A 13,910-nucleotide genomic window follows, 5' to 3' on the forward strand; every position below is an offset into this window, starting at 1 on the left:
CGATCGCCGCGCCCGTGCTACCGGATCACTACAACCGCGCTACCCGAAGCCCCGGCTAAACAGCGGGATGCTCGGTGAAGGTGGTGTGTTCGAGTGGGACGTCGCCGCGGGCAAGCGCTCTGATCAGGGCGACGGCCTCTGTGTTCGTGATCAGCCAGATCTTCGCGCTGCGGGCATGCTTCTGTCCTGTCAGGGCATGGAACAGAGGCTGCAGGTGCGGGGCAATCTCGCCGTCGCCGTTGTCGAAGAGGTGGGTGAGGTCATCGGTGAGGCAGCAGTGGGCGCAGAGTCCAGCGCGGACGGGTTCGTCTTCGCGCCCGCAGCGGGTGCAGTGGAAGTCTTTCGGGATCCCTGTGCAGTCGGTGCAGGCGGGAGCGCTGTCGAGGAGGCCGGGAAGGAGCCGGTTGGTGCCGCATCCCGGGCAGGTGCCGTGGATGCGTGTGGCTCTCTGGTAGCAGCGCCGACAGATGCGTCCCTCGGGCCATGTCGTTGCGAACTTGACGCCGGTGCGTTCGCAGCGTGCGCAGCCGGCATCGACGCGGTGCCGGCTCAACTGGGTCGATGGATTCGCGCGCGAGCGGGCCGGACTCCATCGGAGCGGACCGTGGCAGCTGCATCCGCGGTTCCGGTGGCGCGGGTGCGGGACGCGGTGGCAGTGACCGTCACGGGGACCAGGTCCTCGAAGGCGCAGTCCAGGGTGTCGAGGATCGCGCCGAGCAAGGTGAGGTTGATCCTCTCCGGTGTGCTGCTGAGGAGCCTGTAGAGCTGCGAGTCGGAGAGTGTGATGCCGCGGTCGGCAAGGTGGGGGATCAGGTCGGAGATGGTGGTCATCCCGCGGGCAGCCATCAGCTCCCGCAGGCGCCAGCCGTGGTCAACGCGTCGGATCATCAGATATCACTCCTGTGTCGTGAGGGCTTGTGTGGCCATGCGGGCGATCGCATCGTCGACGACGCGGGCCCGGTAGTCGGGGGAGAGACCGGTGTAGATGGATGTGGTCGACGCGTGCTCGTGGCCGACCTGCTGCTGGATGAAGAACGCGTCGTAGCCTTCCTCGACCAGGTGGGTGACGTAGGAGCGGCGCAGGGAGTGGAAGTCGAGATCGTCGTCCAGGCCGGCTTCTCGTTTCACCTCCGTGAACGTCCGACTGATCTGCCCGGCGGTGATGATCTGGTTGCCGCGCTCGCTCGGCCAAAGACTCGTGGACCCGGGCGGGGCGTAAAGCGGGTGGACCTCGTCACGCCATTGCTGCAAGTACTCGACCGCCCAGGAGAACTCCGGCAGAGTCAGCACCGTGCGGCGTTTCGGGGGAGAGCCCTTCATCGCCTTCCCGAATCGGACGTAGATGATGCCCGCGTCGCCGAACTGGCGCGCCCGGGGATTGGAGGCGAGATCGACCAAATCGAGCTGACGGACCTCGTTGCGACGAAGACCCCAGGCGTAGGCGACCTTCATCAACGTCGCAATCCGGAACGCCGGCACCCACCCCTTCACCCCAGCGCGTCGGATCCGCAGCACACGCTCGTCCGCGCAGTCGAAGAGATCCTCCAGCTCGTCCCGCGTGTAGGGGCGCTTGCCTGGCTCCGCGATCGACTCCGACGCGTGCCGTGCCGTGTTCCAGTCGTGGAAGACCTGTGCCGGGTGATCGCCGAACCGCTCCCAGCACTGCTCGCTCCACCCGTAAGCGGGATCGGTCAGATACTCCAGGAACATCCGCAGCGCGTTCTGATAGCCCAGCACCGTCGAGCGCGACGCACCACGAACGCCGCGCAGCTCCATGAAGAACTCGTCCACCAGCCCCGCCGTCCACGACCACGGGTAAGACTCCGCGAACGCACGAAAACGCAGCACGATCGACCGGCGCGCTTCCACGGTCGAGGGGGCGAGATTGCGTGCGAACTGCTGCGCCCGCCACCCATCCAGCATTGCCACCCAGACGTTCTCAGCCTCATTCAAGACCGCCGAACCCGACCGCAAATAGGCAGGAACCGCGCCCGGAACAGGCCCTTCAGACACTCGCATAATACGCGAAAGTCTCGCACTATCCGCGAATCGTCCGCAAGTGCGGCAGAGAAAAGCCAGGTCAGGAGCAATTCGGAATGTCAGCCTGACGACCGCAGCCGCAGTCACGACGCCCTCCACGCGGACGACATGACCCCGCAGTTCCAGACCGCACCAGGGGAGTCGTACCAGGTGTCGTATTCGCATCTAGCGAGAACGGGCCATCTTCTTTCTGACATAATGTGCATTATCGGCAAAAGCTCCACAGGCGCGACGCCGGTCGAGCGGCACCACTGCTCATCCGGCGCGAACGGGCGGATTCCGCACCGCCGAGCGACAGAACGGGCCCGATGACGCGTGCGGCGCGTCTTGGATCGCACGACCGAGCTGTCAGCGCTAACCTGAGAACATCTCCACTCACAGGAGATTTTAGAGAGGGCTCCGCCATGACTGCTGAACCTACCCTCGAGAAGACGGCGACCAACGGCATCCGGACCGCTCTCGGTCTGGGCGGCGCGCTGTCCGTCATCCTCGGCATCGTCATTCTCGTCTGGCCAGGAAAGACCGCGATGGTCGTGACCGCGATCATCGCGATCTACGCCATCGTCGCCGGACTCGTGTACGCGGGAATGGGAATCTTCGCAACCGGAAAGGGCGGGTGGTCGCGCGTCGGTCACGTGCTCCTCGGCGTGCTCTACGTCGTCGCCGGTATCGTCGCGTTCTCCAACCTCGGCCTGGCCGCACTCGCGCTGGCCGTCTTCCTCGGCATCCTCGTCGGCATCATGTGGGTCATCGAGGGCGTCGTGGCGCTCTCGACGCTCGATCTGGCGCCCTCCCGGGGATGGACGATCTTCTACGCGATCATCTCGATCATCGCCGGTCTCACGCTGCTCTTCTCGCCGCTGTGGGGCGCCGTCGTGCTGTGGTGGCTCATCGGAATCTCCGCGGTCGTCATGGGCATCATCCAGATCGGACGCGCCTTCTCGTTCGGCAAGTGACACGACACGAAGCGCCCCGCTCGCCGTGAGGCAGCGGGGCGCTTCGTCGTGGCGGATGCCGTGACTCAGTCGGCCGGGAGGTGACGCGACCACCAGTCGAGGACCGCGTCGAATCTCTCCACGCGATGGCGAGGGCGTCCCGAGCGCGTCAGTTCGTGGTTCTCCCCCGGGAAGATGAGCATCTCGGCATCCGTCCCCTGTCGCTTCAGCGCCGCGTAATAACGCGTCGCCTGCTCGAGGGGGCAGCGGAAGTCCAGCTCGGAGTGCAGGACGAGAGTCGGCGTGCGCACGTCGTGCACCACGGCCATCGGGCTTTGCCGTGCCATGTCCTCCGCATCGGTGCCGACGTATTCGTCTCCGAAGAACGATCCGATATCGCTGGTGCCCTGGAAACTCACCGGGTCGAGAAAGCCGCGCTCGACGATGGCACCGGCGAACCGGTGGTCGTGTGCGATGGTCCACGCGGTGAGATACCCGCCGTACGACCCGCCCTGGATGCCGACGCGCGCGCCGTCCAGACGAGCATCGCCGGCGACGACACCGTCGAGGAAATCGAGGACGTCCGTCATGTCGACGGTGCCCATGGCGCCGCGAATGCTCCGACCGTGCGCCCGACCGTATCCGGCGCTCCCCCGCGGGTTGCAGTACACAACGGCGTAGCCGGCATCGACGAGAACCTGCGTCTCATCGAACAGATGTATGCCGTACGACGCATACGGCCCGCCGTGGATCTGCAAGATCACCGGGAAGGGGCCCTCCCCCGCTGGGACGGCGACCCACCCGTGCACGGGATAGCCGTCACGGGCGACGATCTCCCGTTCCTCGGGCCGCACGATGGCCCGGGCCGCGGCGTCCGCACCGAACGTCGTCAGCGGGCCGGACCCGAGCAGTGACACCTCGCCGAGGCTGAACGGCGTCGCGTAGGAGAAGACGATGCGCTCCCCCGCCGCCGCGTGACCGACGACCTCGACATCGCCGTCGACCAGCACCGAGACATCCCCGGCACGCGTCACGCGCAGGAGCTCGACGCGGCCACGCGTGCGGTTCTGGACGAGGAAGTCTTCTCCGAACGGGGTGGTGTGGGAGCCCACCTCTCCGAGGTCGACGGCGTCGGGGTCGGTGAGCGCGCGCGGCGCGGGCGCAGACAGCGGTCCCTCGAGCACGTAGAGCGCGACGTCCGGAGCGATGAAATCGATGCCGGACTCCCCCGGTCGTGATGCCAGGACGGCGATCGTGCCGTCGTCGGCGACGCCCACGTCGTCGACGGAGTAGCCCGCATCGCGAGAGAGCACCTCGATCGCGCCCGAGCCGTCGACGGCCACGGCGACCAGCGGCGTCCGCAGATCGCGACGATCGTCCTCGATCTCGTCGACGACCGTCAGCAGATGAGCGCCATCGGCCGTGAACACGACGCCGTGATGCGAAGCGGCGCCCGAGGTCAGCGCGGTCGCCTGTGCCCCGACTCGCCGTTCCTTGCCCGCCTCGCCCGCAGCCGTCGGCGCGGGCGCATAGAACGGCTCCGCACCGGTGTCGGGGGCATCGATGATGAAGAGATGCGACGGACGGTCGGCGAGGTAGCCAAGACCGTTGGCATGCCAGCGCACACCCGTGATGCGGCGCGGCGATTCCGCCTCTGCCGAGCGGCCCTCGACGGTTCCGTACCGTCCCTGCTCGGGCACCCGCGCCGTGAACGCGATACGTGCCCCATCGGGCGACCACGCGAACGACCCCACGCCGCCGCGGGCCTCGGTCGCCTGCACCGGCTCGCCACCAGAGGCCGGGATCACGAAGATCTGCGAAGTTCCGTCGGCGTCCGCGCGCACGAAAGCGACGCGCTCACCGTCGGGTGATACCTGCGGCGACGAGTCCCACACCCCACGCGTCAGACGACGGGGCGCACCGTCCGGCAGATCGATCCGCCAGATCTGACCGACGTTGCGGTCGGCGCCGAGGTCGGGACGCGACGTTGCGAAGACGGTGAACGAGCCATCGGGGGCGATGCTGGGGCGTCCAACGCTGGTGAGGGATGCGATGTCGACGGGACGCATGCTCACTCGCCGCCGAACGAACTCACGTCCCCGACGAGACGCGTGTTGTCGTCCGGAATCGGCTCGACCGCGGCGAGGGCCACCTCGGCGGCGAACTCCGACACGTTGTACAGCTTGCCGGCCGACTCGCGGCGATCGGCGATGGCGCCCGGGTTGGCGCGCTCGAGAAGCGTGGCGGTGATCGTGCCCTCGATCATGTCACCCGACACGACGACGAAGTCGATGCCCTGTTCGGCGAGGGCGGGGATCCGCTCGCGCAGCGCGTCTTCACCGGCACGCTTGGACAAGGCGACCGGCTCGTACTCGGGCATCGTCGGTGTCGTGCGGATGAAGTGGGCCTGGTGGCTCGTGACGAAGACCACCCGAGAGCCGTCGTGCAGCAGGGGCAGCGCGGCCTCGAGGACTCCCAGCTGGGCGTCGCGGTTGAGGACGAGCGCATAGTCGGCGCCCATTCCGCTCTCCATGCCGCCGGACGCGTTGAGGACGAGCAGATCGAGAGTCCCGAACGTCTCCTTGACGGCTTCCATCATCGCCGCGACCGAACCGGCATCGGTCAGATCGGCGCCGACGACCAGCACCTCGACGCCGAGTTCCCGCAGCTCGGCAGCGAGCTTCTCGGCCCGCGGCGCCTTGTTGCGGAAGTTGATGACGACGTTCGCGCCACCCTCGGCGAGGTAGCGAGCCGTGTCGGCACCGATGCCGCGCGAAGATCCGGTGACGAGGGCCGTCCGTCCGGCGAGGGAGCCGGCGGGGATGGGCTGGGACATGATTGCTCCTGCAAGAAGACGGATGCCGGGCGGATGTCGCCGCAGCCTTCTCGACACTATCAACCGGTGCCCGACGAACACCCGGCGGCTGGCCACCGCATCGAGACGGCCGGGTGTTAGGGTTCGAACAAGACCCACGAAGGGAGCGCGCATGCTGCCCGATCTCACGCAATATCTCTGGATCGCCTGGATCGTGCTCGCCGTGGTCTTCGTGATCATCGAACTGCTGACCCTCGAGTTCACCTTCCTCATGCTCGCCGCCGGCGCGGTCATCGGCGGCCTCGGCGTGAACCTGCTCGGCGGCCCCTGGTGGCTTCAGGTACTCATCGCCGCTGCCGTGTCGGCACTGCTGCTGTTCACGATCCGCCCGCTCCTGCTCACCGCGCTGCGCCGATCGAGCCAGCCGCACCCGACGAACGTCGACGCGCTCTACGGCATGGCCGCACGCGTGACGGCGCCCTTCGTCGATGGTCGCGGCTTCGTCCGTCTCGACAACGGCGAGCAGTGGACGGCAGAGCTCGCCCCGGCGGCCACCGCACTGTCTCCCGGCGACCGGGCTGTGGTCACTGCGGTGCGCGGTGCCACGGTCGAAGTGGCACCTGTCCCCTCCTCCCCCGCCACCGGCTCCCCGGCGGCATCCGACTCTCCCGAAAGGAGCACCGACTGATGGTCGACGTCGGAGCGTTCGTGGGTCAGATCTTCGTGATCGTCCTGCTCGTCGTGGTCGCGATCTTCGTGATCGTGGTCCTCTTCCGATCCATTCGGATCATCCCGCAGGCCTACACCGGAGTCGTCGAGCGGCTGGGCCGCTATCAGCGCACCCTCTCCCCCGGGCTCAACATCCTGGTGCCGTTCATCGACCGCCTGCGTCCTCTGGTCGACATGCGCGAGCAGGTGGTCTCCTTCCCGCCGCAGCCCGTCATCACCGAGGACAACCTCGTCGTCTCGATCGACACGGTCGTCTACTTCCAGGTGACCGACGCGCGCGCCGCGACGTATGAGATCGCCAACTACCTGTCGGCCGTCGAACAGCTCACGACGACCACGCTCCGCAACGTCGTCGGCGGTCTCAACCTGGAAGAGGCGCTGACGAGTCGGGACAACATCAACGGGCAGCTGCGCGTCGTCCTCGATGAGGCAACCGGCAAGTGGGGCCTGCGGGTGTCGCGCGTCGAGCTGAAGGCCATCGACCCGCCCCACTCCATCCAGGACTCGATGGAGAAGCAGATGAGGGCCGAGCGCGAGCGTCGCGCGACCATCCTCACCGCCGAGGGATCGAAGCAGTCGCAGATCCTCGAGGCGGAGGGCCGCCGTCAGGCGGCGATCCTGGGCGCAGAGGGTGACAAGCAGGCCGCGATCCTCCGTGCCGAGGGCGAGGCCGCCGCGATCCAGAACGTCTTCTCCGCGATCCACGCGGGCCGCCCCGACGACAAGCTCCTCGCGTATCAGTACCTGCAGACCCTGCCGAAGATCAGCGACAGCGCGTCAAGCAAGCTGTGGATCATTCCCAGTGAGTTCACGGAGGCGATGAAGGGTCTCGGAAGCGCGTTCGCCGCGCGCGCGGATGCCGGCGACGCACCGAGGCCGCCCGCGACGACGGCCACGCCTCCCACTGATCTCTCGTGAGCCACCCGTGGTTCGCCGCCACCGCGGCTCCGCGTGTGCTGGCTCATCGAGGTTTCGTTCCGAGCGACGCCGAGGGCATCGTGGAGAACACGGTCGCCGCTTTCGCCGCCGCGCATGCGATCGGCGCGAGGTATGTGGAATCGGACTGCCATCTGACCGCCGACGGCGTCGTGGTCTTCTTCCACGATGAGGATCTGCTGCGGGTGGCCGCCGATCCTCGCAAGATCGCCGCCGTGCGTCATGACGAGCTCGCGGAGATCATGGCCGACCGCGGCGGTCTCGCCACCGCCGCCGACACGATCGAGGCGTTTCCGACGCTGCGCTTCAACATCGACGTCAAGTCGCCCGATGCTGCTCGCCCCCTGGGCCGCGTGGTCGCCGGGCACGCGGATCGCGTGCTGGTCACGAGCTTCTCGGACGCGCGCCGCAGGCGAGCGCTCGATGCGGCACGTCATCTCGGCGGCGAGCCGGCGACGTCGGCCGGCCGTGAGACCGTCGCAAGGCTGCTCGCGGCCGTGTCGACGGGATCGAGCGCTCTGGTCAAACGCGTACTTCGCGGGGTGGATGCCGTGCAGATCCCCGAGCGCCAGGGACCGATCCGCATCGTGACACCACGCCTGCTGCGCCTCGTTCACGACGCCGACGTCGAGGTGCACGTCTGGACGGTCAACGACCGCGACGACATGGATCGCCTTCTGGCGCTGGGCGTCGACGGTCTCGTCACCGATCGTGCCGACCTCGCGCTGACCGCCACTGCGTCGCGCCCCTGATCAGGGCTGGGGATCCCCTGTGAAAGGGCGATTTGGCACGGACGTTCGGATGAGGCACACAGGTGCGCACGTTATACCTGACACGACGAGAGGACCACACAATGGCAGATCGCAGCCTGCGCGGCATCCGACTCGGCGCCTCGAGCCTACAGAGCGAAGAAGGCGTCGTGTTCCATGAGCGCGCCAACCACACCTATGTCTGCACGCAGTGCGGACGCGAGACCGTGATGACCTTCGCGGCCGACGCCGAGCTTCCCGACGCCTGGGAGTGCCGCACGTGCGGCGCCGAGGCCGTGCTCCGCGTGGGCGATTCGGTTGTCGAGGTCGACCACTCCGGGGACAAGGCTCCCCGCACCCACTGGGACATGCTGCTGGAGCGTCGTACCGTTCCCGAGCTGGAGGAGCTCCTCAAGGAGCGCCTCTCCCTGCTGCGCGCCCGTCGCGGCGCCGCGGACGACTCGCGCCTGAGCGCCTGACGCTCACTCCCCCGCTTCGACGCCGGCCCCTTCGGGGGTCGGCGTCTTCGGCGTGCGCGCGCGACGGCGGACGAGGAGGCCGACCACGGCCAGCGCCACCACACTGCCCCACCCGAGCAAGGTCTGGATGGCATCGCCCAGAAGGATGCCGGGGGTCAGACCGGTACGCAGTGGCACGTCGGTGACCATCGCCCCCGGCTTGTCGGCGGGCAGCGCGTCGATCGTGCGGCCGTCGGGTCCGATGACCTGACTGGTGCCGACGGTCGACAGGTTGACGACGGCGCGGCCGCTCTCGACGGCTCGAATACGGGCGAACGCGAGTTGCTGGAGGTTCTCGTCGGTTCCGCGGAAGTCGGCGTTGTTCGTCTGGAACATGTACACCTGGGCCCCGGACACGGCGCCCTCGCGGATGACATCGTCGTAGATCACGTCGAAGCAGATGGCGAGCCCGACTCCCACACCGTTCACGTCGAACATGGGCGTCGTCGTCCCCGGCGTGTACTCGCGCCGGATGAGGCCGATGAGATCCGGGGCGAGCATGTTGTAGAACCAACGGTCCGGCACGTACTCGCCGAACGGAACCGGGTGGCGCTTGTCATACAGCGCCGTCGGGTTCTGGGCCCCGGCCTTCCACAGCAGCGAGGAGTTGAAGTACTGATCGCCGCGTTGGGTGACGCCGCTGACCAGCAGCGGTGCGCCGACACGGTCTGCCAGAGCGTCCAGAGCTGTGCGCACCGACGTGTTCGACAGCGGGTCGGCATCGATCCCACCCTCCGGCCAGAGCAGCAGATCGATGTCGCGGTCTTCGATGGGCCGCGTCGCCGCAAGCTGCGCGCGGAACACGTCGTAGGCGGCACGCTGATCGAAGTAGCCGGCCGGCCCGTTGCCCTGCACGGCCCCCACGCGGATGCTGCCGGCATCCGTCGTGGGAAAGGCGGGAAGAAGAAAGAGCACCAGGACGGTGATCGCCGCCGGCAGGATCCGCAGCGCCGCGGCGGGCACACCGCGGGATCGTCCGAGCCGCGCCGCCTCGATCGCCGCGGCACAGGCGAACACGATCAGGAACGACAGACCGCTCATCCCCGTCCACGACGTGACGTGCACGAGCGGCGAGTCCGCCTGCGTCACGGCGATGCGGGTCCAGGGAAAGCCTCCGTAGGGGAACGTGCCCTGCAGTTCCTCCCGCGACACCCACAACCCCGCCACGAGAGCCGGCAGCGCGAGGAGGCGTCCTGCGGCGCCGGGTGCCCAGCGGGGCAGCCATCGATAGGCCCAGGCGATGGGAATGGCCATGACCGCCGTCAGCACCGACTCCAGCGTCGACAGCGCGATCCACGGCACCGGCCCGAGATAGCGGGCCGTGAAGGAGAAGTTCACGAAGAACAGGCCGACGCCGAAGAGGAGTCCGACCGTGAACGCGCCGCCGGTGCGCCGTCCGATGAGCGTCAGCAGCCCCAACGGCACGGCGACGAAGACCGCGGGCCACCACGACAGCGCGGGGAACGCGAGCGTGAGCATCAGGCCCGCGGCCGTCGCGACGACAGCTGCCGCCCACAGCGGAAGAAGCGGTCGCACCGGCGGGGAGGCAGGACGAAGTCGTTCGGGCACGGATCGAGCCTAGGCGAGCGGATTCAGGAGGAGCCGTACGCGACGATCCCGCGTCGGACGGCATCGAGGGCGGCGCGCGCCGTCGTGGCGAGCGGAGCGTCGGCGACCATCGACAGCTGATCGAGCAGATCGATGGTCTGCTTCGTCCAACGGACGAAGTCGCCCGCGGCGAGATCCGCCTCGTGCAGCACACGGTCCAGCGAGGCCCCGCGCGCCCAGGAGTGCATGGCCTGGGCAAGACCGGTGGCGACCGGTGACGACCCGGGCAGGCGATGGTCCTGCTCCAGATCGTCGAGGCGCGCCCACAGCTCCTGCGTCGCCGTCAATGCCCCGCGGAATGCGCCGCGTGGAAGTCCGTGCTCTCCGGGGCCGCTCTCGTCGCGACGCGGCTCGTAGACGAGGCAGCAGGCAAGAGCGGCAAGACCCGCCGGGTCGAGGTCTTTCCAGATACGGGTGCGCAACGACTCCGCGACGAGGAGATCACGTTCGCCGTAGATCCGCTTCATCGTCGCGCCGGCGGCGGTCAAGGCGGTGGCGCCGTGAGGATCGAGATGCACGTAGTCCAGCGCGGTGAGCACATCGACGACCCGGTCGAAGATGCGGGCGACGGTGCCGGTGCGCATGTCGATCTGCTGACGCAGTTTGTCGGTATGGCGCCGGAGTTTGTCGTACCGCTCGGCCCACCGGGCGTGCTTCTCACGATCGGGACAGCTCTGACACGGGTGCCGCTTGAGGCTGCGCCGCAGCGACTCGATCCGCTCCTGGCGCTGCTGGCGCACCTTCGGTGGTCCGGAGCGGTCGCCCTTGCGTTCGAGATCGCCCAGCTCGCGCCTCATCCGCGCGAACTCGGCGAAATCGCCCCTCTCACATGCCATCGACGCCGCATAGCCGGCGAGGGACTCCTCGGCATCCTTGACCTCGCGCGCCAGCCCCACCACGGCCCGGTCGGCCTGGAACTGGGCGAACGACGACTCGAGGATCTCGCGCGCCCGGGCCCGACCGAACTGGTCGATGAGGTTGACCGCCATGTTGTACGTCGGACGGAAGCTCGAGTTGAGCGGGTAGGTGCGCCGCGAGGCGAGGGCCGCGACGGCCTGGGGATCGAGACTCTCGCTCCACTGGATGACCGCGTGACCTTCGACATCGATGCCGCGCCGTCCCGCGCGCCCCGTCAGCTGGGTGTACTCGCCGGAAGTGATGGCGACCCGCGCCTCACCGTTGAACTTCTCGAGCTTCTCGAGGACGACGGTGCGCGCCGGCATGTTGATGCCGAGCGCGAGTGTCTCCGTCGCGAAGACGACCTTGACGAGCTTGCGCTGGAAGAGCTCCTCGACGATCTCCTTGAACGCGGGGAGCAGGCCCGCGTGGTGAGCTGCGACACCGCGTTCGAGGTTCTCCCGCCACTCCCAGAAGCCGAGCACGGCGAGATCCTCGTCGGGAAGCGTCAGCGTACGCTCGTCGACGATCCGGCGGATCTCATCGCGCTCGTCGCGGTCTGTCAGACGCACACCGGAGCGTCGAACCTGCTGCACCGCGCCCTCGCAGCCCGCACGGCTGAAGATGAAGAAGATCGCCGGCAGGAGGTTCGCCCGCGCCAGCAGCTCCACCACCTGTGGCCGGTCGATGCGCTCGATGCGCTGCATGTCGGCAGAGCGCAGCGGCCGCGTTGCCCCCTTCGAGGGCCGCGGGCCGCCGGATCGATCGCCCTGCGACCGGTGACGCTGTGAGCGGTAATCCTGAGCCCGGCGATTGCTCTCGAACGTGGAGCCGCGCACCGATCGCAGGCGCATGAGCTCCTGATTGACCTGCGCGGTCGCGATGCCGGCCCGGTCGTCGAACAACGGCAGTAGATCGCCACGGACCAGCACATGCTGTTCGAGCGGAACGGGTCGGGTCTCGGAGACGATGACCGCGGTGTCACCACGCACGGTGTCGAGCCAGTCGCCGAACTCCTCGGCATTGGACACGGTGGCCGACAGCGACACCAGCTTCACGCGCGACGGCAGATGGATGATGACCTCCTCCCACACCGCGCCGCGGAACCGATCGGCGAGGTAGTGGACTTCGTCCATCACCACGTAGCGCAGACCGCGCAGCGCCGGGGAGTCGGCGTAGAGCATGTTGCGCAGCACCTCGGTGGTCATCACGACGACGCGGGCGTTGCCGTTGATGTTCGTGTCGCCCGTGAGCAGGCCCACCTCGTCCTCGCCGTACACCTGCTGCAGCTCGCGGAACTTCTGGTTCGACAGCGCCTTCATCGGCGTCGTGTAGAAGGCCTTCTCGCCGGGCTCGCGCATGGCCAGATGCACGGCGAACTCGCCCACGATGGTCTTTCCCGCGCCGGTGGGCGCCGCCACCAGCACGCTGCGTCCGTCCTCGAGGGCGTGGCATCCCGCGATCTGGAAGGGATCGAGGTCGAAGCGCTGGCCGTCGGCGAAGGAGGCCGTGATCGGATGCGCCTGGCGGGCCTGGGCCTGCGCGTAGCGGCTGGCGGGATCCGTCACAGGTCGAGCCCGAGCGCCTTCTCGCGCTTGGCGCGTCTGCGATCGAAGAGCACCGACAGCCCAGCCGCGGCGAAGTAGAGCACGGTGAGGATGCCGGCCAGCAGCAGCATGCTGACGATGTCGGCGGCGGGCGTGGCGAGCGCCGCGAACAGTGACGCAACGAGAACGGCGACCCGCCAGCCCCTCAGGATCGCCATACCGCTCATCACACCGGCGAGGTTCAACGCGACCAGGAAGACGGGAAGCACGAAGGAGACGCCGACGACGAGCAGCAGCTTGAAGACGAAGTCGTAGTAGTACTTCGAGTCGTAGATGTTCGACGCGCCCTGCGGAGTGAAGGAGGCCATGAGCTCCACGATGTGGGGCATGATCAGCCACCCGACGAACACGCCGGCGGCGAAAAGGGGCACGGCGGCGCTCACGAACCCGATGGTGTAGCGGATCTCCTTCCGGGTCAGACCCGGAACGAGAAACGCCCAGATCTGCCAGACCCACACCGGTGCGGAGAAGATGACGCCGACGGCCAGTGCGATGCGCAGCCGCATATCGAACGGGCCCGTGATGCTCTGGTACATCAGAGTGACAACGTCGCCGTCGCCGCGTTGCGCGGCGACGACCCGGATCGGCTCGGTCATCGCCCAGATGATGGCATCAGTGAAGATCCACGCGATGATCATGCCGACGACGAGCGCGATGATGCCGATGATGAAGCGTCGGCGCAGCTCCGTGAGGTGCTCCGCCAGCGACATCCGGCGATCGCGACGGGGCGCGTCGTCCTCGCCGAGACGAGCGGACTCGACCGTGGCCACCGACGTCAGGGCTTGGCGTCGGGTCCGGGCTCGGCGCTCGAGGCGGCCGTCCCGGCTGCGCTTCCGGTCACCGGCGGTGCGGGCGGCGCCGCGGCGGCGTCGTCTTCCTTCATCGCCTTCATCTCGCCCTTGAAGACGCGCGCGGACTGACCGACGCTCTTGGCCAGCGCAGGGAGCTTCGCCGCTCCGAACAGGAGCAGGATGATGACGACAAGGGCCAGCAGGTGCCAGCCGGTCAAGCCTCCGAGCATGAGGGTCTCCTCGGGTCTGGGGATATCGCCCAGTCTACCTGTCGGTCCCGCCGCC

The 13,910-nt window shown here is 68.0% G+C and carries 14 protein-coding genes; 5 read left to right on the forward strand and 9 right to left on the reverse strand.

Features of this window, described 5'->3' with window-relative positions; genetic code table 11:
- Positions 1-55: 55 nt before the first annotated feature.
- The 3 genes from AS96_RS07415 to AS96_RS07425 are packed head-to-tail and all read right to left on the reverse strand — an operon-like array spanning position 56 to position 1,923.
- A complete protein-coding gene (locus AS96_RS07415; protein ID WP_036287722.1) occupies positions 56-553 on the reverse strand; it encodes a hypothetical protein in 498 nt (165 codons plus the stop codon).
- Positions 550-888 (reverse strand): helix-turn-helix domain-containing protein, encoded by a 339-nt coding sequence (locus AS96_RS07420; RefSeq protein WP_036287725.1) that lies wholly within the window; start codon positions 886-888, stop codon positions 550-552. The genes AS96_RS07415 and AS96_RS07420 overlap by 4 nt, the downstream gene beginning before the upstream one ends.
- A 6-nt stretch (positions 889-894) precedes the next feature.
- Positions 895-1,923: a tyrosine-type recombinase/integrase gene (locus AS96_RS07425; protein WP_231477158.1), complete on the reverse strand. Its 1,029-nt coding sequence runs from the start codon at positions 1,921-1,923 to the stop codon at positions 895-897.
- Between the two features lie 521 nt (positions 1,924-2,444).
- On the opposite strand from AS96_RS07425, the gene AS96_RS07430 reads away from it, so the two are divergent.
- Positions 2,445-2,996: an HdeD family acid-resistance protein gene (locus tag AS96_RS07430; protein WP_036287731.1), complete on the forward strand. Its 552-nt coding sequence runs from the start codon at positions 2,445-2,447 to the stop codon at positions 2,994-2,996.
- A gap of 65 nt (positions 2,997-3,061) precedes the next feature.
- On the opposite strand, the gene AS96_RS07435 is transcribed toward AS96_RS07430, so the two are convergent.
- Positions 3,062-5,044, reverse strand: coding sequence for a S9 family peptidase (locus tag AS96_RS07435; RefSeq protein WP_036287734.1), 1,983 nt, complete (start codon positions 5,042-5,044; stop codon positions 3,062-3,064).
- A gap of 2 nt (positions 5,045-5,046) precedes the next feature.
- Positions 5,047-5,811: an SDR family oxidoreductase gene (locus AS96_RS07440; RefSeq protein WP_036287737.1), complete on the reverse strand. Its 765-nt coding sequence runs from the start codon at positions 5,809-5,811 to the stop codon at positions 5,047-5,049.
- Positions 5,812-5,962: 151 nt separating this feature from the next.
- Here AS96_RS07440 and AS96_RS07445 point away from each other — a divergent pair, with 151 nt between their 5' ends.
- The 4 genes from AS96_RS07445 to AS96_RS07460 all read left to right on the forward strand — a co-directional run bounded on the left by AS96_RS07445 (position 5,963) and on the right by AS96_RS07460 (position 8,683).
- Positions 5,963-6,478: an NfeD family protein gene (locus AS96_RS07445; RefSeq protein WP_036287740.1), complete on the forward strand. Its 516-nt coding sequence runs from the start codon at positions 5,963-5,965 to the stop codon at positions 6,476-6,478.
- A complete protein-coding gene (locus tag AS96_RS07450) occupies positions 6,478-7,437 on the forward strand; it encodes an SPFH domain-containing protein (RefSeq protein ID WP_036287743.1) in 960 nt (319 codons plus the stop codon). Before AS96_RS07445 ends, AS96_RS07450 begins: the two co-directional genes overlap by 1 nt.
- Positions 7,434-8,207, forward strand: coding sequence for a glycerophosphodiester phosphodiesterase family protein (locus AS96_RS07455; RefSeq protein ID WP_036287746.1), 774 nt, complete (start codon positions 7,434-7,436; stop codon positions 8,205-8,207). The genes AS96_RS07450 and AS96_RS07455 overlap by 4 nt, the downstream gene beginning before the upstream one ends.
- A 101-nt stretch (positions 8,208-8,308) precedes the next feature.
- Positions 8,309-8,683 (forward strand): RNA polymerase-binding protein RbpA, encoded by a 375-nt coding sequence (locus AS96_RS07460; RefSeq protein ID WP_036287749.1) that lies wholly within the window; start codon positions 8,309-8,311, stop codon positions 8,681-8,683.
- 3 nt (positions 8,684-8,686) lie between these two features.
- Here the strand turns inward: AS96_RS07460 and lnt are convergent, their stop codons facing one another.
- The 4 genes from lnt to AS96_RS07480 form a co-directional block, all read right to left on the reverse strand.
- The gene (gene lnt / locus AS96_RS07465) at positions 8,687-10,291 is read right to left on the reverse strand and encodes an apolipoprotein N-acyltransferase (protein ID WP_036287751.1); all 1,605 of its coding nucleotides are present in this window, start codon (positions 10,289-10,291) and stop codon (positions 8,687-8,689) included.
- Between the two features lie 23 nt (positions 10,292-10,314).
- Positions 10,315-12,795: a DEAD/DEAH box helicase gene (locus AS96_RS07470; RefSeq protein WP_036287754.1), complete on the reverse strand. Its 2,481-nt coding sequence runs from the start codon at positions 12,793-12,795 to the stop codon at positions 10,315-10,317.
- Positions 12,792-13,544 (reverse strand): twin-arginine translocase subunit TatC, encoded by a 753-nt coding sequence (gene tatC, locus AS96_RS07475; RefSeq protein WP_036287794.1) that lies wholly within the window; start codon positions 13,542-13,544, stop codon positions 12,792-12,794. The genes AS96_RS07470 and tatC overlap by 4 nt, the downstream gene beginning before the upstream one ends.
- A gap of 65 nt (positions 13,545-13,609) precedes the next feature.
- Positions 13,610-13,855: a twin-arginine translocase TatA/TatE family subunit gene (locus AS96_RS07480; RefSeq protein ID WP_036287757.1), complete on the reverse strand. Its 246-nt coding sequence runs from the start codon at positions 13,853-13,855 to the stop codon at positions 13,610-13,612.
- Between the last annotated feature and the right edge of the window lie 55 nt (positions 13,856-13,910).

Origin of the sequence: Microbacterium sp. MRS-1, assembly GCF_000585455.1 — a bacterium.
GTDB lineage: Bacteria > Actinomycetota > Actinomycetes > Actinomycetales > Microbacteriaceae > Microbacterium > Microbacterium laevaniformans.

What these genes read in the sequence shown, in the direction of transcription:
- AS96_RS07420 (WP_036287725.1), bottom strand. Translation starts at nt 888, where the DNA reads ATGATCCGACGCGTTGACCACGGCTGGCGCCTGCGGGAGCTGATGGCT.
- AS96_RS07425 (WP_231477158.1), bottom strand. Translation starts at nt 1,923, where the DNA reads ATGCTGGATGGGTGGCGGGCGCAGCAGTTCGCACGCAATCTCGCCCCC.
- AS96_RS07430 (WP_036287731.1), top strand. Translation starts at nt 2,445, where the DNA reads ATGACTGCTGAACCTACCCTCGAGAAGACGGCGACCAACGGCATCCGG.
- AS96_RS07435 (WP_036287734.1), bottom strand. Translation starts at nt 5,044, where the DNA reads ATGCGTCCCGTCGACATCGCATCCCTCACCAGCGTTGGACGCCCCAGC.
- AS96_RS07440 (WP_036287737.1), bottom strand. Translation starts at nt 5,811, where the DNA reads ATGTCCCAGCCCATCCCCGCCGGCTCCCTCGCCGGACGGACGGCCCTC.
- AS96_RS07445 (WP_036287740.1), top strand. Translation starts at nt 5,963, where the DNA reads ATGCTGCCCGATCTCACGCAATATCTCTGGATCGCCTGGATCGTGCTC.
- AS96_RS07450 (WP_036287743.1), top strand. Translation starts at nt 6,478, where the DNA reads ATGGTCGACGTCGGAGCGTTCGTGGGTCAGATCTTCGTGATCGTCCTG.
- AS96_RS07460 (WP_036287749.1), top strand. Translation starts at nt 8,309, where the DNA reads ATGGCAGATCGCAGCCTGCGCGGCATCCGACTCGGCGCCTCGAGCCTA.
- tatC (WP_036287794.1), bottom strand. Translation starts at nt 13,544, where the DNA reads ATGTCGCTGGCGGAGCACCTCACGGAGCTGCGCCGACGCTTCATCATC.
- AS96_RS07480 (WP_036287757.1), bottom strand. Translation starts at nt 13,855, where the DNA reads ATGCTCGGAGGCTTGACCGGCTGGCACCTGCTGGCCCTTGTCGTCATC.